Source organism: Neorhizobium descurainiae, from assembly GCF_051400715.1.
Taxonomy (GTDB): domain Bacteria; phylum Pseudomonadota; class Alphaproteobacteria; order Rhizobiales; family Rhizobiaceae; genus Neorhizobium.
Genome location: NZ_JBLFFK010000042.1, coordinates 1 through 18,596, shown reverse-complemented (window position 1 = coordinate 18,596; position 18,596 = coordinate 1). Strand labels below are relative to the sequence as shown.

Here is an 18,596-nt window from a genome sequence, read left to right as displayed (position 1 = left end):
GCTGCGTCCCCGCCGCATGTTCTGAGGGAGTGGATGGTGACTACAATATATACGCACGTGAATTTCTTTCGTGACCACGGAGACGCCTGGTACGGGCCAAATATGGCGGCATGGAAGTCTCCGAGGCGAAGCGGCTAAAGGCGCTCGAAGGCGAGAACGCCAGGCTAAAGAAGCTGCTGGCCGAACAGATGCTGGATGCCGCCGCGCTCCGCGAGCTTCTTGCAACACGCCGACATAGTATTCGAAGGGGTCACCGAGATGGGACACGACCACTGGCCCAATCATCGTTTCGCAGATACGACCGGGCGCCCGCTGGATCGGCGGGCGGCTCCGGCGTCCAGGGGTTGTTCTGATCCGTCCGCGCTGCATAAGCACGGGCCTCTGCGTCCTTTCCTCCGGAAAGGGCCGCCACCCACTTGCGTGTTTCGATCTGCAGGCGCCGATGCTCGATCCTATCGAAGGTGATCGTCTCCATCTTGCGTCGGCTTTGCGCTTTGTCTTCGTGCCGATCCGCGGCATGTCCGCGATCTCGACCATCTCGTCTACGAAGTAGTCAGCCTGGGCTTCTCGCGCCCGCGCATGCAGGTCAGCGAACTCGGCATTTTGACCTACCCATTTGCAAACCGTCGTCTTACTCGGCATCCCCTTGTTGCGCCAGATTGCCCGAGGCTCAGGCCACTTGCGTGACGGACACAAATGGCGTCGGCGGGCTTTTCGATTGAATGTCGTTGGGCATCCCATGTTTCACTCGTCTGCGAGTCTAAACAGGTCCGCCGCTGTTCGGGTGTCCACGTCAAGCATTGCGGCGCAGGAGAACGAGCACGCCGTTACCCGTCGAACGATGAGCGGCACGACCTGCCCCGGGGCATCTTGCGAAGGGGTACGTCTATGTTCCAGGCGGGAGCCATAGTATCCTGGAGACTTACGATCCCAGATTACATATGGGATGCGCTGAAGGTGACGCTTTAGAATGAAAACCTGAGCGTCTTGATTGGATAGCGGCCCTTCGATCGCTGGTAAGTTCGCGGAATGCACCATGCGTTTTCAGGACTGGCATGGGGTTAATCTTGGGAGGACGTAATGGATGTATCGAGAAGCGCTTACACAACTCCGTCGGCGAATGGTTCGGGAAGCTGAGCTATTAGCTGCGATTGCCTCAGACATGGAGGCCGGAATCCATAGATCGGGATACACCGACAGAAGCGGCCACGCAGTTGATGTTACGGCCCAACGGACCGCGGAATTACACAGAATGATAAAAAACCTCGAAGAGGTGATTGCCGGCGTCGATAAAACGCTGTCAAGCGAGATAGAATAATGCCCCGCGATTGCTGACGGGGCATCAATGGAACGAGTTCCGCTTAGCGGGAGTAAGGCGAGTTGCAATAGGCCCGCACGCCCGCGCGCGGCACGTAGGTATCGTCAGATGGACGATAGCTCCGGTACCGATCCATGCACCACTGGATATGTTGGTTCGGCATTGCTTGGGCTCGGCCTGGTTGACTTGCGATCGCGCCGCCTATGATCGCTCCAGCGGCAAGGCCCCCAATAATGGCTCCCGCGTTGTTTCGTCGGTCACGGCGATCGCGCCTGTCGTGGTAGCGCCGGTCGCTGTAGCGATCGTGCCGATCATAGCGGCGGTCACTCCGAGTGTACCGGCCATCATCCCGTCGATTGGGGCGGGGACCATATCTCGGATCCCAGTCTCGATACTGCACCTGTTGAGCGTCGGTGACCCCAGCCGGCGTTGCGACGGCCACAGTGGGGAATGCCTGAGCCGGTGCATAGCTGCTGAACGCAGTCATTAGCGTGACCACAGCGATTGTGAGCTTTTTCATTTACATCTCCATTGTCATACACTGGAGATAGTGCGCTTTTCTCTCCCTGGTAGAGACGACGCACCATATCACGACCATTTGTAGTGGCGAAAAGCACGATCGGACGGTGTGAATATCGTCGTCAATTTCGAACAGGTCATCGCCATCTTTCGACACGACGATGGCCTGTTTACGACGTCGACCACCGCTGCCGGCAATATCCTCGTCCGTGAGGACATCACGTACATCCAGCAACACCTTCCAATATAGAGACGGCATGGGGAACTACTTGTCCCCCCCATGTTCTCCCAATTCAAGAACCGCGGAAAACTCCGATGCGAACAAGAGCACGAAACCACCGCCCCCAGAGCGACGAATCGCTCCTGCCGCTTGTCGCCGAGATGATCCTTTTCATATGCGGAGGCTTGGCGCTGATCATGTACCAATCCGACAATCAGCAGATGGCAAGCGTCTACGTCCAGCAAAGCGATCCTGCGGCTCCTCAAAACCGAGCAGTTCCTTGAGGCCGTCGGCTTCCCCTGGTATTTGGTTGCAGGCGCCCCAACGACAGGAACAATTACGGAAGCGCCCCCCGTTTGTCCATCATGAAGAAGATCAACGGACCACGCGCAATGGTGATCACCATCCTATTCAGTGTCGCGATCTGCGGCGCTGTTTTCTCCATCAAGTGGTGGATGACCGACCGATTTGGCGAAGTGGACGAGAAAAGCAGCATCGCTGACCCGCCCGGTTGAGGTGCGGCGGAACAGATGTCAACCTCTCGGCAGAACGAACAAGCCTTGGCTTGCCGTTGAACATGGTCGGGAAGGCGGTCGGAGGTGAACCAACTCTCTCCGAGGCTTATCAGATCAAACGCGGTCCAGCCGCAACATCTCTGCCTATGCCGCTTATCCCTTCACTCCCAGGCGTCGGTTTCGATCGCTATGCCGGCGCCCGGATGTGCCAGGAGTCGAGTAGTCTTTCCAAAGGAAGATCAGGGTCGATTTGCGGCTTGTCGTCCGGCGCGATCCAGTGCATCGCATACTTCTGGGAGGATACCGCTGATGGCTGCTCTTCCACTCGATTTCGCGACACGCCGTCCGGAGGAATATCAAACCGAACCAAATGCTTGCGGTTCAAAGCTGATGCAATGGCTTTGACAGCACCTAGTATTTTCCTTTCGAAAGTTCTGCGAACCATCTCATTCTTGATAGGCACTGCTCAAGGAACATGCCCTTTCGGCTCTTGATGAAGCCGTAGTCGTAGAACCAGCTTGCAGTCCACTTCGTCGAAATGGCCGTTGATCCAGCCCCAGGTCTCCTCCATGCGGCTAAGAGCGGCGGCGGAGATGATCCGGCGATAGGAGGGCGCCCGGTCGTATTCCGCGGCGATGACGGCGGCGACCACCTCACTGAAGGCGCCCTGCTTCATGCGCGGTCCCAGAGCCAAAGGTGAGGCCAGGCAGCGTTTCAGCGGCCTCGATGATTCCTCGCCACCTGCTCATCGGTCCGGTCCGCAAACACTGCCACGTTCATGTCGCATCTCCTGTCATGTCAAGTAGATCACCCTGAGGGCCGGTAAAAGCGCACCGAAACAAGGACGAGCAGGGCCTTCCAATTCTCCACCGGGAGCTTCATTGCTTTTATCTTGCGGCGGAGTCTTCCTAGATCGATCGCATTGAAGTTGCGGGCGAGCGTCGGCGATTTCACCAGATCGGGATTTTCGATCAGCAAGGCCGATACCCCCTCCACCACGTCCGCGTAGAGTTCCGCGGCATTCGCCCGGAGCCGCTCATCAGCATGAGGACGAGAAGATGCTCCTTCCCGTGATCCCGGCCGATCTCGCGTACAGTCGGCTTGCAGTAGCACTCGTATGGCTTCCGGCTCGTCGGGCTGTGCAGATGCCCGTCGAACAGCTTCGCTACGAGCTACCTTGTAGATATTGCAGCGGTGGGCGTGGGAAACTTTTATTCGCCTCTCAGTGCTGCCGGCATTGATGGCCGGCCGTGCGGCCGGGATTGGAGAGAAGCCCGCGTTCATGCTGGGCCTTCCGGCATGGTTATTGCACCGTCTCTAATATGGTGGTGCGACGGATGCATTGTGCTTTGAAATCGAACAGTTCGCGTCAATTTGGGCCAGTTGGTCTCGCGATGCATGAGACAGGCAGGTACATTGTCCTGCACTCTGTGGAGGAAGCGGCCGAGGAGCTGCTGAAACATTGGCCTACCGATGACGGCGAGGCCTATTTCGAGGCCATAAAGACCTGCTTCGACGGGATGCACGGCAAGGCCACGCCGGAGCAGGTTCGCCGCGCGCTCATCAGGGCAGCGATCGAGGCGAACATCATGGTCGTGTCCTAACGTCACGCTCTCTCTCTCTCTCTCTCTCCGATCCGCTCGACCTCGGTGGCTCTCCCCTTGCCGAAGAGACCGTTCAACCCGCCCAGCGCTGCCGGCTTCTTTGTTGCCGGACCAGTCAAGCTCTCCGACACGATTGGGCCATTTAGATATTCCTTGAACGCCTCTCCCGCCGCTGCATGAACCTCCCCGGCCGTCGCAAAGATGATGTCGTGCTTTCCACTCCGGGGAATGAAATTCTTCGGGTGGTGAACCATCCGATAGAAGGCGATGAACCCGCCGTGGACAAGCATCGATCCGAGGTCGAACGTGTTCATGCCTTCGCTCCTGAGGATTTCGAGGGAACTATGACAGTGCCAGCGGAATTGGTTTGCAATCGACCTCGCTTCACCAGGGGAGTGAACAATGCTGGTAACCCGCTGGAAACAACCGCTCGTGCTTGAAAACCAAGGCCTTCGAATAACGGTCGGCTCCGCCGAGGAGGCTATGAACTGGCTTATCCACGAGCCGAACCAGCGCAGCGACAGATGGAAACATGCCTGGCACACATGCCGAGCGGTGCATGAGGGTAGGCTTCCTCCCGAGGAGGCCCGCTCTGCCGTTCGGCTCGCGGCGGAAGGAACCCGGCAGTAAGCCTTCCAAAATCTCCGACCTGAGGCTGCGTTGGGTCCGCATCAGGTGCATCAGAACAACCCCCTTGCGTTCCCAGCCTGCTTGAAGCTCGGGCCGGAGCTGGTTAATTTACCGTCCCAGGATATTTCCTTCCGGCGCGGAAACTCGCTTTTGCGGGATAGCGAAAGGTAAGGTCGGCCTTGCCGGTGACGCGGTTCATGGCGTCTTCCCAGATCGGATAGTCATCGGAGGTTTCGACCGGCTCCATGCCGGCGACGATCCGACGGGCTTCTAAGGCGGCGAGAACCTGATCAGCGTCCTTGTCCATGTTGCCGACGAAGTCGCGACACGTCGGGCGCCGGTTCATCGCCGCATTCAGGCGTTCCTGAAGGTGCCGCCCTGATAATCCTGGAAGGTCGATTTCTTCAGATGAATGAGCGCGATGATCGGGATATCGTGCTTCTGCGCCATGTCCTTGAGGATCGAGGTGGCGCGCTGGCCTGCTTAAACTCATCCCTCGTATTCCATCTTGCCGGTCCAATGGATCTTGCCGATGTGGTCGAGGAAGAAGGCTTCGATGCCATGCTCTCCAAGGAGGCGGCAATCTTCTGGTCGATCTGGCCCCGCGTCATGCACCTCGCAGTCGATATCCACGTGCTTGAGGCGCTTCATGTTCCCGCCGGCCGAGGTAGCTCGTCAACCTCGATATCGCTCACAGAGCCACGCTGCTGGCGCGTGGAGGATATTCCGGTCGGCGGGTCTTCTTCCTCATGACGAACTGCAGACGGCTCATTTCGCCGCCATGGAGAGCATCGCGATAGAAGGATTCATGTTGCCACCCTCGCGCGGAAGTGAGGAATCTTCTAGTCTGCTTCCGGCAATTGAAGGATGAACTTGATGCAGACGCCTTGGACCAAGCCGGTTGTTATCGCTATCGGTGAGCCCCCGGTCGAGACGACGGTCAGCACTACACAGAGCGCTTCGTGGGCTCTTATTGAGGACTGGCCGGCCGAAGAAGGCCCGGCACTGACACGTGCTCTCGCGATGTGCGTCGGGGTTCTGGAACAAAAGAACAAGCCCGAGGAGGCCAGAGACGCCTTTGTCGAGGCGGCCAGAGAGGCTGGCGTGTTGGTGAGTGCATAAGCGGTTCATGCGGCCGCCTCACGGTACGCTGCATAGTCCTTAGACGCTCAAGCTTCTTCCGGCATGGAGCAATCCAACCGCGGGTGTCACATGTCGTGTAGCCATTGCTGCTGATGCAGTTGAGCGCCGCTCTTCCGGCAAACTCTCTGTTGCAGCACGCGCCAATTGCTCGGCGGTTCTGAAACCGACCCGCAATAGCCTCTCGCCTTCGGATGATCCTTCGGCGCCGGATGGACTGCGCTCCGCAAAGATGCGAACACGCGCTTGCTGGCTGGCGCGGTAATGCTCGCTCATCCGACCAAATGGCGATCCTGTTAGGTCAACTGCCAGTGAAATTTCACCATCGCGTAGAGCGAGTGACGAGCACTCCCGGCTGTTTGGAGTGCTCGACCACCGAAACCATCGTCTCAAGCTCTTCGGTTCCGAACCCTGTGTCAGAACGGATGCCTGCTATCGGCATAGAAGGCGCGGTTGAAGGGAGTCTCAAAAGAATATGAAACGTAACGCGGCTTCTGTGGCGCGGCCTTCTCGGCAAGCGCGTTCAAGGCTTTCGCGGTGGTGTCGCCCCACCTACCCGTGTCGAGCCGGTCGATCATCGCCTGAATCGCGGCCTCGGCCTCCGAGACCTCAGTCTTGCAGTGACCTGAAGCCTCTAGGAAAGCCCGGCGATAAAGTCATCATGACCAGCCCGCTTGACCGCCATGGCATAACCTTCGGACAGGTGTGGCGGAAGTAGCGCGTCCCCCAGCCCATGGATGTGAAGAAGCGGGACCTTGACGTCGCCCCCGATAAGCCGGCCCGGCTGCAGCCAATAATTCACACCCTCCTCGGAGCCCTCAATACGAGGCTGGGCGTTGATCTTCTCGAGATCCTTCTCGAGCGAGGCCTTACCGAGACCCGCTTTTTCGTAGAGCTGCTCGACGATTTTCTTTTGGCGCGCGTCGGCGCCCTTCTGGTAGAACTCCTTGTAGTCAATCCCCGTGTTCCATGAGGCCAGACCGGCGGGGTTGTCGTAGAGCTGACGCCGCTTGACAGAGTTGGCGAGCCCGTCGCTTGCGGACTTAACCATCGCCTGCTCCAGCGCAGCCAGATCGTTTGCGTCAGGTTTCGGCGGCGTATCATCAATAGAGCCCCAGGTGGGCCACTGCGACACCGCTACGGCCAACGCGATGCGCGCGCGCTCCTCTGGACTGGCCTGCGCCTTGTCCAGGACTGCCTTCCACGCCTCATAGGCAGCCGGCAAAGCCGAATTAGGAACAGGGGCGACCAACAGATCAGACCCAGGCGCCAGCAATGCCTTTAGAGCGAATGGCAGATCCAGCCAGGCATTGGCGACAGCCATGCTGCCGGTGCCCCGGGCGTTGAAGGCGACAGCTCCGTTGATCTTGTCCGGATGCCGTTCGGCTATGGCGAGGGTGATATAACCACCGCCGGAACATCCATACTGGATGACGTGCTTGGCCTTGCCATACTTCTTTGAGAAGAGGTCGATGACCGAAGCCTGGGCGTCAAGTTCGGTTAGCGGATCGTGCCGCGTCATCCTTTCGGGATGACGGCCGGTGCCAATATAGGCATATCCCTTTGCAAGAAGATCGACCGCAAGCGGCGTATTCCGGTTGGTCACGGAGTCAAGATCGCTGATGACGATGCCGTTCCAGTTCAGCGGCATCGACATCTGATATGGGAAGCCGGAAGGCAATGTTCCCTCGTCGCGGTTGCCCATTTGGTTTTGTAGCCGGGCAGGCTGCCGTTGCGATCCACATTAACGTGCAGGCTGCAATCTGGAGCGGGCGTGCCGACGTTGACGATCGGCTTTGACGCATCTTGCGCACTGGCTTGCGACGACAAAAGGGCGAGTGTGACTGCGGTGAGAGCAACAGTCGATTTCATATAGTCCTCCTTTGGTCCTGCACCGGGGTCCGCCACCTGCGGCACGTGTTGAGTTGAAGGCACCCGCTTGTTCGACCTGCGGGCGGCCGCCGCCAACCCCAAACGTATGGGTCGGCGGCGCTGAAACCACGGCGTCATCGGCGGCAAAGGACCGCTGCCTTGGCCTTGGCGGCTTCGTTGGCCTTGTCGGGCGGCAGGAAGTCGATCCTCCCCGTCAGTTTCACGAGACGCGCCGCATCGTCGGGCAGAAGCATCCGATCCATGACCTGCTGATCGGCAAGATCCCGCACCAGGCATTGATATCCTTCAGCAGTGCCGTACCGCTCCTCCAATGAAGGATGCGGGTCATTTGCCGCCTCCCGCTCCTTCCTCGTTTCGAAGAACGGGACATATCCGGCCGTCAAGCCGCCGCCGCAGGGCTGCCCCTTGAAGAAACCCGATCTGGAGGCATTCCAGCCCGTGTAAGTGCCGAGCGGCGCCTGATGCAGGACGGATGGAAGACCGGACGTTTCGTTGCCATCGGCATCGACCTTCGGCATGAACGGTGGAATGATCCGCCTGATTGCTGGCGGCTGATTGACCATAACCCCGGAGAAGTCGTTGTAGTTGAGATCTGGACCGAAATCGTAGTCCATCAGACCGATGGCCAGGCCGTCTGGCCCGAGGCTTCCCGGGATTTTGGGATACCCCATGGCAGCTGCGGTATTGGCCACCAGATCGCCCGACGACAGTTTCGGATAGGAACTGGGGGGCGGCTCGGTTCCTTTTGCAACCCAGTCGACAAGAGCGACGGTGAGGGCCCGCATCTGCTCGATCTGCGAGTTTGGGTTTTCCGAAAGCACACAAGTCTTGCTGCCTGGTCCGGCGAGCGCGAACGTCGTCGCTTCCGCGCCACCGTGGGTATTGCCCGGAAAATAGTATCTGCGAACATTCTCCGGCAGTGGAAGATCGTTTTTGCCGTCGGTTCCGGTCAGGGCGATCGAAAAGAGCCGCGCGTTGAACTCGGCTGCGCCGAAGGTCTCGAAAATTTTCGGGCATGTCTTGCTGGCCGTGCAACGGGAAAGCAGGCCCTGAGACTTGCGGCCGCGCACGTTGTCTTCGTAGTCGTTCCACCACGACACGCCTTCGCCGCCCGGCTCGTAGAGCGTGCCGGAGCCGTTTGGTACGCCAAAGCGGACATTGATCGTTGTCAGGCGGCCAGCAATATGCGGGTTGGCGCCATCGAAGACGATACGATGCCTTTCGTCCTCGTTGAAGCCGAGCAGGAGAAACGTCTTCAGCGTGTTGCCCGACTGTGAGACGCCCTTGATGATCGAATGGTTGATCTTTCCAGCAACTGGATTGGCTTTATCGTCGCTGTACCGGAAATAAGAGGCCAGATCGCGCATTCCGGCAAGTCCCAGCCCAAGAACGAGCGGATCCTTGGCATCATAGACGACTTCGTACAGATACGCCGGATCAAATCCCCCTTTTAAACACAGCTTGCGCGGATCGGGCTTGCCAGGAAATTCGGTCTTGCTGCAGTCGGCGAATGCCCAATCGGAAGGTCGGACTTGCTCTACCGGCCCTAATTCTCCGCTGCGCTTTTCCCACGTCTTCTTGACGAGTTTCGCCTTGGTCGTGTCGACAGACGCCGCATCATAAGGGATGACGCGACCGAGAATGGCAAGGGGTACGGTATTCGTGCCCGGTTTCGGGTCCACGATCCTGGCGAGCACCTTCCCCGTAATGGGACTGCCGTCCTTGTTGCGAGCGACAGGAACCTTTGCAGTATAGTTGGTCGCAGTTGGCGCGATATCGCCCTGCCGACCGCTCAGCAGTTGCACGTGGCCATAGGGATTGGCCGAGACGGTGCCTGTGCTGCGGTTGACGATGTCGTACCATAAGACGCCGCTCGCCCTATCCATGTCCTTCGGCTTGGCGAGCGTGAACTTCGTCTCGTATTCGACGAGACCTTCGGCATTTCGGGGAGCGTTTTGAATGTCCGTTATGATCGAATTGAGAGGATCCTGAGGGTCAACTGCTCCAAAGGCGCGTCCGGTGATCAACTCGTAGCTGCCGATCTCATTCGATTGATCTGCGTCGTTCGAGACAGCGACCGTGCTGTCAATTTCGATCCGCTTGATCTGCGCAGATACCGGCAAGGCTGTGGGAACAAGGCTGATGCCTGCGAAGAGTAAACTGGGCAGCCGTCTGCGGCTGGCGGCCGCCACGGAAAGCTCGGTATCATATATCTCCTCCTCAAGCGCCTCTCTCCTCTGGCGCGTGACAGAAGCGTAGGTCGGAAAGCTGACAACAAGCTGACATCGACGAAATCGTCCTCTCCAAGCCGGAGGTGATTTCGGCAGCCCAGCAGCCGAGGGGATTGTTGTCAGTTCCAAGGTCACGCGACCGCCGCAGCGTAGTCGTTCAGGAAGCACGGGTCGGCTCGCCTTCGAACACGTCTGGCGCGGCCCGATCCGAGCTTACCGGCTTCCAGAGCGTCAAGCAGCGCATCTTCGTCGACGTGGGACGCACGTGAGATATTGATCGGCATGCGATTTGCTGCAGTTAAGAGCGAGTAACAGGCAGTCCTCCAAGCCCTCCCATGCCTCAATCAATGGCGCTGCAAATCGAGATGGGTGGTGACAATCGACTGGCCAGATTCCGGGTCTTGGTCGATCGTGCGAATGCGAAGTCCGTCCTCTCCAACCTTTTCGATCGTCATTCTCGCTTTCCGGTCGCCGTAAATTTCATTTGCCCAGGCGACATCGAATTTGATGATGTTTCCTTCGCGGCGACCTTCGAGTTGGGACGGCCGGCCTGACACTCCGACATAATTGCCGGAATAGACAGATCCTGACACCTTGACGTCGGCGGTGAAACTGCGGGTGACAATGGCAAGTGCACGGCATGTGCCACGCATCGAAAAACTGGATGACCGGGCGTCAGATCGCATGTTGCATGAGACGTCCACATCGTTCCCGTTGAGTTTCGTCAGAACCTTGCCCCCGCCAGTCCATCGGCCCTCGATCGACTTCAGGAAGTCTTCTTCGGATGCCGACGCTCCCGAGGATAGGAGCAAACCGACAGCAAGAGCGACAAGTGAAGATACACGCATCGGAGCATCTCCTTTTAAACAGCAACAGAACCTCCTCTCTCGATCGTTTGTTCCAGTCACCTGCCACACCTCCTTAGAGATGCTCTAGGCGAGGGCGAGAAGGCGACGTAGCAGCGAGCGCATATCTGGCGCCTTCCATTGCCTTCAGCCTGCTTGATCTCTACCTACAGGCGATGAAGACAAATAACCGCGCTAATGCCCCGAGGCTGCGATGGGCTGGCTGATCGGCTGCATAGGTGTCGCAATCATCTTCTATTTCTCACCCAGAACCGGCGTCGTGGCGATCGCCTTTCTCGCCCTGGTCTGGATCGGACTTTGGCTCGTTACGGACCGGAAGGCTGAGCAGGCATCGAACCGATCGGTCTTCATCGCAGCGAGCACCGATCAGCAATTGTGCCCCAACCCTGCGCTTCCAGTATCGGTCAGCGTCACCAACTCCGCCGGCAGATCCCTTGAAACCGTTTCGTTCAATCTCGTTGCTAGAGAGAATGAGGTAAGCTCGATCGTCTATAGGGCATCACATACTGTCGACAAGACCATCCCGCCAGGAGACAGCTTCTCCACCTGTTACGGGCTGAACCCGCTATCATTCGCCATACGCACCATTCGTTACGAGGCGCGCGAGTTGAACTGGTCCGCTGAAGTCTCTCTCACCCGGTTTGCAGGCCAGTGATGTCGCAGATATCCTGTCTCACTCCCCCTCCAATCCGCTCAGCCGCTTTGGCGGATTTTGCACCTCGCAAGAAACCTTTTCTCAATTCACCGTTGGATGCACGGGAACGTGCACGCATGAGGGAGCCGCCGGTATTCGGCTCGCCGGAACGGCAAATGACGTCGCTGATTGCGTCGGCTGTCCCTGTGGGCCTTGGGCCTTAGTAATTCAGGAACCATCGTCCGGGGCCCACGGGCCAAAAGTCCGAGACAGGATAAGACCTAAGCCTGCCCCTGGAACATCGCTACTCCTGGAGAGGTTCGTTCTTCGGCTTCGCTGCCAGACGCTAGCCCCGAAGCTTTAGGAAAACCAAGGAGATAAAAATGAAAATCGTGAAACACGTTGCGCTTGCCGGCGCACTTCTCGCGGGAACAACCTTATCCGCTTTTGCCCAGTCCAGTAGCACAGTGGGCACCGGAGGAACGTCAGCCGGAGGCGGAACTTCCAGCAGCACCATAGGTACCGGTGGCAGTTCCGCGGGAGGGGCAACCTGTCCTCCGGGCAGCAGCAATTGTGGCCAAGGCTCCGCCTCAACCCTCGGCACGGGCGGATCCTCGGCAGGCGGGGGCACCTCAAGTAGCTCAGTCGGAACCGGTGGTTCCGCTGCGGGTTCCGGCAGCGGCTCAGGGTCGGCGTCGACGCTGGGAACCGGCGGCACGTCCGCCCGCGACGGACAGTCCAGCAGTTCGGTCGGCACTGGCGGCTCGGCTGCGGGCTCCGGAAGTGGATCTGGTTCTGCCTCGACACTTGGCACCGGTGGCACCTCGGCGAAGGATGGCACATCAACAAGCTCAGTTGGCACCGGCGGAAGCTCGGCTGGCAGCGCGGGAATGGAACATGGGCAGGGTAAGAAGGCATGTCCTCCGGGCCAGGCTAAGAAGGACGGCGGCAGCTGCTAATCCATCCAGCAGGGCGGAGGCGGTTTCGCATCCGCCCTTTTCAAGGAGGACCGGGTATGACCTCGGCATCAATCTCAACTAGGTCCACTTTCACCCTGTCGACGATCGCGATGGTGATCGCCGCAGGAGCAGCGTGTGCCAATGAAACTATCAAGCTCGACGATGGAACCACATGCACGATCATCGAAAACAAGGGATCGGTCGGTAACGGCACGTCGACGTCAATCACAGCAGGAGGCGGAAGCGTCTCATCCTCGACGACTGCCGACGGAAAAACGACAACGATGCACACGGGCGGCGGTTCGGCATCGTCGAGCTCCGGTTGGTCGTCCACGGGTAGCGCGACTGGAAGTCAAGCGTTCTCGACCGCCAGCGTCACGCGCCCCGATGGATCCGTAATCACCCGTCGCTCGGACGGCACCTGTGACATCACCAAACCGACCAAGTGAAGGAGAAAACCATGTTCAAAATGATCGCATTGGTGAGTGCGGCCTTCCTATCCTCGGTCATTGCCGCACCAGCATTCGCACAAGATTGCAATGCGGCGGGCACGGTCGGCTCTGGGGGTAGCGCCGCGGCTGGTGGGACTTCGGCCAGCACACTTGGTACAGCCGGGGCCTGTCAGACCGATGATGGGACCACCGCCTCCATTGGTTCTGGCGGGAGTGCCGCTGCGGCCGACGGCAAAGCCAAAAGCCAGACGAAGGTGAACGAAAACCCGAACCAGTTAAAGGCGCAATCCAAGGCGCAGGCGATGGATCAGGGTACATTCAGCAAATCGCAGACGAAAACCCGCGTAAAGGACAATGAGTTGCAGAGCAAGACGCGCACCATGTCCCACGTGCCCGGGGAAAAGCCGGTCAAAAGCACTACGGGAAGCAATGTCATCTTGCCTCAGCAGTAGCGGCTTCTGCATCGGTCTTCAGTCCATCGCAAATATATGAGCTATTGAGCGCCGGCAGCAAGCCGCTGGCGCTCAATGCGGTCGATCCGCTCTCCCAATAAAGCAGGATGCAGTCGAGCCTGCGCGGCACCTAGCCATCCCGCAGTTCGTTGATCCATCGTGCCATACGTATCTCCGATGTTGATGAAGTGGAACCTTGATTTCTTCGCCGCGTTAATTTTCGCCGCGGCGTAATAGCTTCTTCACCGGCGCTCGCGGTGAGGTCCGGCGCATCCGCCTTCCTTAGTGCGCCGGCCTCTTCTGTCTCATTTCCACACAAAACTGTGGATGTTTACGAAGCGTTAGCCATGCGCGCTAACGCAGCTTGAACCAATATCGCCGCCGCGAGAGGCTCCGACGGCCGTAGGGACCGTTCCGTTACCCACCTGCGGCAAGAGGTCCGGCACGTACCCCCCTCTGGTGCCGGGCCTCGCCTTTGGAACGCAGCGGGCACGCCGCAGTTAGAAGAAGCTGCAGCATGGACTCCTGCCCTCCGCAGGGCTGCGGCCGGAGGTCGGTTGCGTTGCCCATTCGCGCCGGCCTCTCGCAGCTTTGCGCCAGCGTCCTACAACTATGAATGCCGCATGGGTTACCTCCGATGATATCAATGACTTGGGCCATGTGAACAAGACCGTATATCTGCGATGGTCCAAGAAGCGACTATCCTACTGGAGGCAGATATGACCGGCCGAACGGTCGACCGATGTCTCTGTTTTGCTGAGGCGAAGAGGTGACAGCCTAAATCCGAAACTCCTGGTGCAGCATCGGTGCCGAAACCCGAGAGCCTGCCCCGCCTGCCGGACGATATTGTTCGCCGCTTCTTGCCGGCATAATCATACCCTTCCGATTACCTCCTTTCGGTATCAAGACGTTCGACCGAAGGGGCCACGTCATTGCCCTGGAACTTCTGTGTTCCAATTGGGTTTGGTGCGCACCGGATTTGAAAAACATGGAGGAACACAACATGGGTCGCGGTATTCTTCTCTGGCTTTTGGGCGTTCCGCTCCCAATCATCATCCTTCTCGTACTCTTCATGCGATAGGAGCGGGACATGCCAGCTTATCATTCAGGCGTTCCGGATATTGGCGTCGAGTCCTCAGTTCCAGCCCTGGCATGGGGTCCGGTAATCGGGGGCGCCGTAGCGGCGGCGGGGATAAGCCTCATCCTCCTTCTCTTGGGTTCGGGTGTGGGGTTAACGATGGTCTCCCCCTGGGCCGGAGAAAGCGCGTCTTTCACGGCCGTAGGTGTGACGGCAGCCATTTGGTTCGTCGTTGTCCAATGGCTCTCATCGGCAATTGGAGGTTATCTGACGGGCCGCCTCAGAACGAAATGGGCCGGCATCCACACCGACGAGGTCTTCTTTCGTGACACGGCCCACGGGTTCCTCAGCTGGGCTCTGGCCACGGTCGTGGTTGCCGGGCTCGCGGGATCTGCGTTTACCTCCCTGATCGGTGCCGGCGTTCAGTCCCTTGCGTCCGCAGCATCTACCGCGACAATTGCCGGTGCCGCTTCATCGGATGGAAGAGAGGCCTCAGGTCCCGACCTTAGCACGAGCTATTTCACAGATGCTCTGCTTCGGCCCCAAGATCTTCAAGCACGAGCTGAAACGGACAACGCCGCCGCAGCAGCAGAGGTCTCAAGGATACTGATGAATGGCGCCACGCAAGGCGGTGTACCCGAGCAAGACAGGGCGTATTTGGCAGCGATTGTGGCCTCCCGTGCGGGGTTACCGCCGGAAGAAGCGCGCGCACGCGTTGACAATGTGCTCCAGCAGGCGGAAGACGCGAAAAACGCCGCTCAGCAGAAAGCCGACGAGGCACGACAAGGTGCGGCCACCACCGCTTTGTTAGGGGCTCTTTCTCTGCTTGTCGGAGCATTCATCGCCTCCGCGGCCGCAGCTCTCGGTGGGCATCAGCGCGACGATGAAAAAGCCGCGATTGCGCAATCCTGAGAATTGATCGCGATGGTGATCCCGTCCGGCGCGGCAGATAACCTCATACCTCTTCGTAGCTTGCACCGCCCGCTCCGGCGGGCTTCTTTTCGCCCGCCGTTTGGAACAATCCCTATCGCTGCGACTTCCTCCCCAAAAGGGAGGAAGCAATGTCATCTGAATGGCCTTTGTTCATCATGCAGGCAGCGGTGCTCTTCTTGTTCGCCGGGTGCCTTTTCATCAAGGCGTGATCTATTCAGTTCGGAGTCTGATGTGCTGAAGGTCGCAATTTTTCTGCTGGTTGGCCCGGCGACCGGGGAACGGGATGGTCTTCGAGCCTGAATTCTCGTTCATGCCGGTCTCCCCGCTTCCTATGCGCACGATCCATGTGCCCCACGTCGGAAGGCCGCAATCGAAGCGACCGCCATCCGACGCCCTCCGTCGCAAGCGTACGCACAACAAGCCTCAAACTTTACCAAAGCGGTTCTCGCAACCTGGGCGTCTACACGATCCCCCATAGCGGCGGGAGACTGAAGTCCCCAGGCCCGTTACAGGAGCGACATCTCTTCTCCACCTGCTCTTCCAGTTGCTCCTCCTCGGAGCCGGAACGTTTTCCATAACGAGCGGTTTGGTTCACCTGGACAAAGCACAAGGAGGAGAAGATCATGGATTGGAATCAGGTTGAAGGCAACTGGAAGCAGATGAAGGGCAAGGTCAAGGAGCAGTGGGGCAAACTCACCGATGATGACCTTGATCAGATTGCCGGCAAGCGAGATCAACTTGAAGGCAAGATACAAGAACGCTACGGCTACCAGAAAGATCAGGCCCGAAAAGAGCTCGACGCCTGGTACGGCCGCCAGAACTTCCACTGATCAAAGCGCCCCGCCTCGGCGGGGCTTCCGTCTGGAAAGGCAGTTGCCGCAAGATAGGCAAGCGGCGTCTCCTCAATAGTGGAGCGGTGCGCAACTCCCTGCCACCTCGCAGGTCCGACGTGTTTTAAGACGGGGAACCGTGATGACGCCCAATCTCGAAGAGCGGTATGCGATCGTGCGGGAAGAAGATGGGTCGTGGTCTGTCATCGATACCTACACGGAGCTTGCCGTGGTCATCCGCGGTGAAGCGCTGGCGTTTCTAGAGCATGCAAATGCGGTCGGCCTCGCCGAGATTTTGAATCGCGAAGAGCTCGTCCTTTCACGGCCAATCATCCACTAAAGGTCGGAAGCCCTCGACGATGGGGCGCTGAGGCAACTACCCCTTCCGGAGAGGTTGCGCCCTCTGTACGCTAGCGTACATTCTACGCTCCCCTAATCCGAGCAGCTAACGCCTCGCCATTGAAGAAAGACCCGCATAGGGGACACTTGCGCGGGCCTTTGATGTCAAGGCCACGGCTTTACAAGCAAACTTGCAATGCCATTCATCGCCTGTTAACTGCCGAGCATTCGTGTGCGGCCGGCGCCGCACTGGCCGGCTTCTCCTACCCACCGCATCGGTACTGTTGAAGCCGGCCGCGGTGAGATCGAGACGAGCGCCCGGATGCATCGAAGCTCGTGCCGGAGAAAACATCTGCACATCATATGACGGGAACTATGGAGGCAAACCACGGTTAGACATGAGCCGCGAGAGTAGTGTTCTCTCCCGAACATACCCCATACCCCTCCCGCAGCTCTCGCGGCACCTCACCTACCGCTTTTGGATGAGTTGAAGCCTTGGTACGGAAGTGTAAAATCCCCCTCTCCATCAGATCACAACGATCGATTTACCCTTTTGGAGGGGTGCCTAATGCTTTGGGTGGCCTGCGCGGTGGCGCGGTCGGCGGGTCATCCAAAGCATGACATCCACTTCGGAGAGAGGCCCGCGTGGGGGCACGGGCGCGGGCGCTTTGTTAGGCACTGGACTCCCCGACTCTAAAAGCCTAGCCTGCCTCCATCGTCAGCAACAGATCATGTGGGCGCTGACGGCTGAGGGTTCTGCCCCCCGCCTGCGAATTGCGGGAGAAATCCCCAGTCAGGTAAACCAGTGGCGCAGGAATTATGCCCGGTCTGTAACAAGCTGTTTCTTCTCTTCTACGTTGACGACCAGACGCTAACGCCGAACGACGTGACAGTCTCCTGTCCCTACGGGGGGCATCTGGTCCGCGTTGAGCACACCACGCGAAAATATTTGGTCCAGGCTCTACCTCAACCTCGCGGCACCGCAGAAGGCATCAACAACCATCCCCACGAGAGCCTCATCCCTTTACCGAAGCTCGGCGGTGATTGAACCAGCAGGCAAGCGACGCCGACGATATTGCGGGGAGAAGCTGCAACCGAACTTCAGCGGACCTCCCCGTGCCGAGCATTCCTCGTTGGTCCGGACCGAGGCGGAACCTAAAGCTCTTCCGGCGGTCAGACCGCATAGTCGCAGGACGCTGACCTTCGGGCATTCGCGGAAGTGTCGAGATCCGGCTGCTCTTGTCTTTCTCATCATGTCATGCGTTCTTGGGATGAAACCGTGGAAAGCAACGGGGAGCGACAATCATGAAAGCATCTGCTACACGCGAATTCATACTTAGTGTCGGCGTCTTCCTGCTGATCGTCATTGGCATAGTGGCCGCCGTCGAGTGGATGATCGCGTAGGCAATCAACGCCCCCCTCCGTGCCGAGTGCATTCGTCGCCGGTTTAGACAGACGCCGCGCAGATGCCGACCACCGTCCGGTCGATCTTGCGCTGATCCGCCGGTGTCGCGCCTCTGGCGCCGATGAGATCAGTCCTGACCACTCGGCGCAGGCCCGCGACATTTCCGGGCACCGAAATCGTACAGACCGCCTCCGTCAATACAATCGCGGTAATCAAAGCGATTGATCACCAGCGTCATTGTTCTGCCTTTCGATGGATTGCGGACGTGTCGCCGCCGGTCTCCAGACCAGCCGGCGATGAGAACGAGGATGACGAGCGGCGCCCAGGATGCGAGGGGTCGAGGCCGTGTCACGCCTCACCCGGCGAACGCTCGCGCCGACCGCGCCGCAGCCTGCAACGGCGACATCGGTCATCGGTCCGGGTAGTCGCCTCGGGCGGGTGGCTTGCGACAGACACACCCTTAGCCCAGAGGCCGCATTCGGCGAAGCGGCATCCTAGGACCCTATTGTCCTGTCCCGCAAATAGCTTTACAAATGATCGAAACGGGCAGAAGATTCGTTCACTGCAAGGAGAACGGA

At 58.8% G+C, this 18,596-nt stretch carries 22 protein-coding genes and 2 pseudogenes; 12 read left to right on the top strand and 12 right to left on the bottom strand.

Translation table 11 applies throughout. The features are described from left to right. Positions 1-92 precede the first annotated feature (92 nt). A pseudogene (locus ACMGE0_RS32680) lies at positions 93-230 on the top strand (transposase); the annotation flags it as partial. 307 nt (positions 231-537) lie between these two features. On the opposite strand, the pseudogene ACMGE0_RS32675 reads toward ACMGE0_RS32680, so the two are convergent. Then, positions 538-642, bottom strand: a pseudogene (locus tag ACMGE0_RS32675) (terminase small subunit-like protein); the annotation flags it as partial. A 719-nt stretch (positions 643-1,361) separates the two neighbouring features. Continuing rightward, positions 1,362-1,481: a BA14K family protein gene (locus tag ACMGE0_RS32670; protein WP_436820026.1), complete on the bottom strand. Its 120-nt coding sequence runs from the start codon at positions 1,479-1,481 to the stop codon at positions 1,362-1,364. A gap of 941 nt (positions 1,482-2,422) precedes the next feature. On the opposite strand from ACMGE0_RS32670, the gene ACMGE0_RS32665 reads away from it, so the two are divergent. After that, entirely contained in the window at positions 2,423-2,572 is a 150-nt protein-coding gene (locus ACMGE0_RS32665; RefSeq protein WP_436820025.1) for a hypothetical protein, read from the top strand. 466 nt (positions 2,573-3,038) lie between these two features. On the opposite strand, the gene ACMGE0_RS32660 is transcribed toward ACMGE0_RS32665, so the two are convergent. After that, complete coding sequence (locus ACMGE0_RS32660; protein ID WP_436820024.1) at positions 3,039-3,248, bottom strand: hypothetical protein; 210 nt, start codon at positions 3,246-3,248, stop codon at positions 3,039-3,041. Positions 3,249-3,379: 131 nt separating this feature from the next. Then, positions 3,380-3,856 (bottom strand): hypothetical protein, encoded by a 477-nt coding sequence (locus ACMGE0_RS32655; protein WP_436820023.1) that lies wholly within the window; start codon positions 3,854-3,856, stop codon positions 3,380-3,382. Between the two features lie 38 nt (positions 3,857-3,894). Between ACMGE0_RS32655 and ACMGE0_RS32650 the strand changes: the two genes are divergently transcribed. Then, a complete protein-coding gene (locus ACMGE0_RS32650; protein WP_436820022.1) occupies positions 3,895-4,176 on the top strand; it encodes a DUF982 domain-containing protein in 282 nt (93 codons plus the stop codon). A 2-nt stretch (positions 4,177-4,178) separates the two neighbouring features. On the opposite strand, the gene ACMGE0_RS32645 is transcribed toward ACMGE0_RS32650, so the two are convergent. Beyond that, positions 4,179-4,490 carry a hypothetical protein gene (locus ACMGE0_RS32645; protein ID WP_436820021.1) on the bottom strand — a complete coding sequence of 104 codons (312 nt, stop codon included), beginning with the start codon at positions 4,488-4,490 and terminating at the stop codon, positions 4,179-4,181. A gap of 88 nt (positions 4,491-4,578) precedes the next feature. Here ACMGE0_RS32645 and ACMGE0_RS32640 point away from each other — a divergent pair, with 88 nt between their 5' ends. Beyond that, the gene (locus ACMGE0_RS32640) at positions 4,579-4,806 is read left to right on the top strand and encodes a DUF982 domain-containing protein (RefSeq protein ID WP_436820020.1); all 228 of its coding nucleotides are present in this window, start codon (positions 4,579-4,581) and stop codon (positions 4,804-4,806) included. A gap of 103 nt (positions 4,807-4,909) precedes the next feature. On the opposite strand, the gene ACMGE0_RS32635 is transcribed toward ACMGE0_RS32640, so the two are convergent. After that, positions 4,910-5,299, bottom strand: coding sequence for a hypothetical protein (locus ACMGE0_RS32635; RefSeq protein ID WP_436820019.1), 390 nt, complete (start codon positions 5,297-5,299; stop codon positions 4,910-4,912). Then, on the bottom strand, positions 5,296-5,457 hold the full coding sequence (locus tag ACMGE0_RS32630) for a hypothetical protein (RefSeq protein WP_436820018.1): 162 nt from the start codon (positions 5,455-5,457) through the stop codon (positions 5,296-5,298). Before ACMGE0_RS32630 ends, ACMGE0_RS32635 begins: the two co-directional genes overlap by 4 nt. Positions 5,458-5,682: 225 nt before the next feature. Between ACMGE0_RS32630 and ACMGE0_RS32625 the strand changes: the two genes are divergently transcribed. Then, positions 5,683-5,928, top strand: a complete 246-nt coding sequence (locus ACMGE0_RS32625; protein ID WP_436820017.1) for a DUF982 domain-containing protein — start codon at positions 5,683-5,685, stop codon at positions 5,926-5,928. Between the two features lie 434 nt (positions 5,929-6,362). Here ACMGE0_RS32625 and ACMGE0_RS32620 read toward each other — a convergent pair whose 3' ends face one another. The 4 genes from ACMGE0_RS32620 to ACMGE0_RS32605 form a co-directional block, all read right to left on the bottom strand. Then, positions 6,363-6,524, bottom strand: coding sequence for a hypothetical protein (locus ACMGE0_RS32620; protein ID WP_436820016.1), 162 nt, complete (start codon positions 6,522-6,524; stop codon positions 6,363-6,365). 56 nt (positions 6,525-6,580) lie between these two features. Next, positions 6,581-7,651, bottom strand: a complete 1,071-nt coding sequence (locus tag ACMGE0_RS32615) for an alpha/beta hydrolase family protein (RefSeq protein ID WP_436820015.1) — start codon at positions 7,649-7,651, stop codon at positions 6,581-6,583. Between the two features lie 301 nt (positions 7,652-7,952). Continuing rightward, positions 7,953-10,205 (bottom strand): alpha/beta hydrolase domain-containing protein, encoded by a 2,253-nt coding sequence (locus ACMGE0_RS32610; protein WP_436820014.1) that lies wholly within the window; start codon positions 10,203-10,205, stop codon positions 7,953-7,955. Positions 10,206-10,414: 209 nt separating this feature from the next. Then, complete coding sequence (locus ACMGE0_RS32605; protein ID WP_436820013.1) at positions 10,415-10,918, bottom strand: hypothetical protein; 504 nt, start codon at positions 10,916-10,918, stop codon at positions 10,415-10,417. Between the two features lie 211 nt (positions 10,919-11,129). Between ACMGE0_RS32605 and ACMGE0_RS32600 the strand changes: the two genes are divergently transcribed. From ACMGE0_RS32600 to ACMGE0_RS32570, 7 genes are all read left to right on the top strand, one after another. After that, positions 11,130-11,591 carry a hypothetical protein gene (locus ACMGE0_RS32600; protein WP_436820012.1) on the top strand — a complete coding sequence of 154 codons (462 nt, stop codon included), beginning with the start codon at positions 11,130-11,132 and terminating at the stop codon, positions 11,589-11,591. 362 nt (positions 11,592-11,953) lie between these two features. Then, positions 11,954-12,529, top strand: coding sequence for a hypothetical protein (locus tag ACMGE0_RS32595; protein ID WP_436820011.1), 576 nt, complete (start codon positions 11,954-11,956; stop codon positions 12,527-12,529). Between the two features lie 56 nt (positions 12,530-12,585). Further along, positions 12,586-12,978, top strand: coding sequence for a hypothetical protein (locus tag ACMGE0_RS32590; RefSeq protein WP_436820010.1), 393 nt, complete (start codon positions 12,586-12,588; stop codon positions 12,976-12,978). A gap of 11 nt (positions 12,979-12,989) precedes the next feature. Beyond that, complete coding sequence (locus tag ACMGE0_RS32585) at positions 12,990-13,433, top strand: hypothetical protein (RefSeq protein WP_436820009.1); 444 nt, start codon at positions 12,990-12,992, stop codon at positions 13,431-13,433. Between the two features lie 1,090 nt (positions 13,434-14,523). Further along, positions 14,524-15,423 carry a hypothetical protein gene (locus ACMGE0_RS32580; RefSeq protein ID WP_436820008.1) on the top strand — a complete coding sequence of 300 codons (900 nt, stop codon included), beginning with the start codon at positions 14,524-14,526 and terminating at the stop codon, positions 15,421-15,423. A 644-nt stretch (positions 15,424-16,067) separates the two neighbouring features. Beyond that, entirely contained in the window at positions 16,068-16,274 is a 207-nt protein-coding gene (locus ACMGE0_RS32575; RefSeq protein ID WP_436820007.1) for a CsbD family protein, read from the top strand. Between the two features lie 142 nt (positions 16,275-16,416). Then, positions 16,417-16,614 (top strand): hypothetical protein, encoded by a 198-nt coding sequence (locus ACMGE0_RS32570; protein ID WP_436820006.1) that lies wholly within the window; start codon positions 16,417-16,419, stop codon positions 16,612-16,614. Between the two features lie 1,446 nt (positions 16,615-18,060). Here ACMGE0_RS32570 and ACMGE0_RS32565 read toward each other — a convergent pair. Then, a complete protein-coding gene (locus ACMGE0_RS32565) occupies positions 18,061-18,234 on the bottom strand; it encodes a hypothetical protein (RefSeq protein ID WP_436820005.1) in 174 nt (57 codons plus the stop codon). Between the last annotated feature and the right edge of the window lie 362 nt (positions 18,235-18,596).

What these genes read in the sequence shown, in the direction of transcription:
- ACMGE0_RS32670 (WP_436820026.1), bottom strand. Translation starts at nt 1,481, where the DNA reads ATGCCGAACCAACATATCCAGTGGTGCATGGATCGGTACCGGAGCTAT.
- ACMGE0_RS32665 (WP_436820025.1), top strand. Translation starts at nt 2,423, where the DNA reads ATGAAGAAGATCAACGGACCACGCGCAATGGTGATCACCATCCTATTC.
- ACMGE0_RS32660 (WP_436820024.1), bottom strand. Translation starts at nt 3,248, where the DNA reads ATGAAGCAGGGCGCCTTCAGTGAGGTGGTCGCCGCCGTCATCGCCGCG.
- ACMGE0_RS32655 (WP_436820023.1), bottom strand. Translation starts at nt 3,856, where the DNA reads ATGAACGCGGGCTTCTCTCCAATCCCGGCCGCACGGCCGGCCATCAAT.
- ACMGE0_RS32650 (WP_436820022.1), top strand. Translation starts at nt 3,895, where the DNA reads ATGGTGGTGCGACGGATGCATTGTGCTTTGAAATCGAACAGTTCGCGT.
- ACMGE0_RS32645 (WP_436820021.1), bottom strand. Translation starts at nt 4,490, where the DNA reads ATGAACACGTTCGACCTCGGATCGATGCTTGTCCACGGCGGGTTCATC.
- ACMGE0_RS32640 (WP_436820020.1), top strand. Translation starts at nt 4,579, where the DNA reads ATGCTGGTAACCCGCTGGAAACAACCGCTCGTGCTTGAAAACCAAGGC.
- ACMGE0_RS32635 (WP_436820019.1), bottom strand. Translation starts at nt 5,299, where the DNA reads ATGAGTTTAAGCAGGCCAGCGCGCCACCTCGATCCTCAAGGACATGGC.
- ACMGE0_RS32630 (WP_436820018.1), bottom strand. Translation starts at nt 5,457, where the DNA reads ATGAAGCGCCTCAAGCACGTGGATATCGACTGCGAGGTGCATGACGCG.
- ACMGE0_RS32625 (WP_436820017.1), top strand. Translation starts at nt 5,683, where the DNA reads ATGCAGACGCCTTGGACCAAGCCGGTTGTTATCGCTATCGGTGAGCCC.
- ACMGE0_RS32620 (WP_436820016.1), bottom strand. Translation starts at nt 6,524, where the DNA reads ATGATCGACCGGCTCGACACGGGTAGGTGGGGCGACACCACCGCGAAA.
- ACMGE0_RS32615 (WP_436820015.1), bottom strand. Translation starts at nt 7,651, where the DNA reads ATGGGCAACCGCGACGAGGGAACATTGCCTTCCGGCTTCCCATATCAG.
- ACMGE0_RS32605 (WP_436820013.1), bottom strand. Translation starts at nt 10,918, where the DNA reads ATGCGTGTATCTTCACTTGTCGCTCTTGCTGTCGGTTTGCTCCTATCC.
- ACMGE0_RS32600 (WP_436820012.1), top strand. Translation starts at nt 11,130, where the DNA reads ATGGGCTGGCTGATCGGCTGCATAGGTGTCGCAATCATCTTCTATTTC.
- ACMGE0_RS32595 (WP_436820011.1), top strand. Translation starts at nt 11,954, where the DNA reads ATGAAAATCGTGAAACACGTTGCGCTTGCCGGCGCACTTCTCGCGGGA.
- ACMGE0_RS32590 (WP_436820010.1), top strand. Translation starts at nt 12,586, where the DNA reads ATGACCTCGGCATCAATCTCAACTAGGTCCACTTTCACCCTGTCGACG.
- ACMGE0_RS32585 (WP_436820009.1), top strand. Translation starts at nt 12,990, where the DNA reads ATGTTCAAAATGATCGCATTGGTGAGTGCGGCCTTCCTATCCTCGGTC.
- ACMGE0_RS32580 (WP_436820008.1), top strand. Translation starts at nt 14,524, where the DNA reads ATGCCAGCTTATCATTCAGGCGTTCCGGATATTGGCGTCGAGTCCTCA.
- ACMGE0_RS32575 (WP_436820007.1), top strand. Translation starts at nt 16,068, where the DNA reads ATGGATTGGAATCAGGTTGAAGGCAACTGGAAGCAGATGAAGGGCAAG.
- ACMGE0_RS32570 (WP_436820006.1), top strand. Translation starts at nt 16,417, where the DNA reads ATGACGCCCAATCTCGAAGAGCGGTATGCGATCGTGCGGGAAGAAGAT.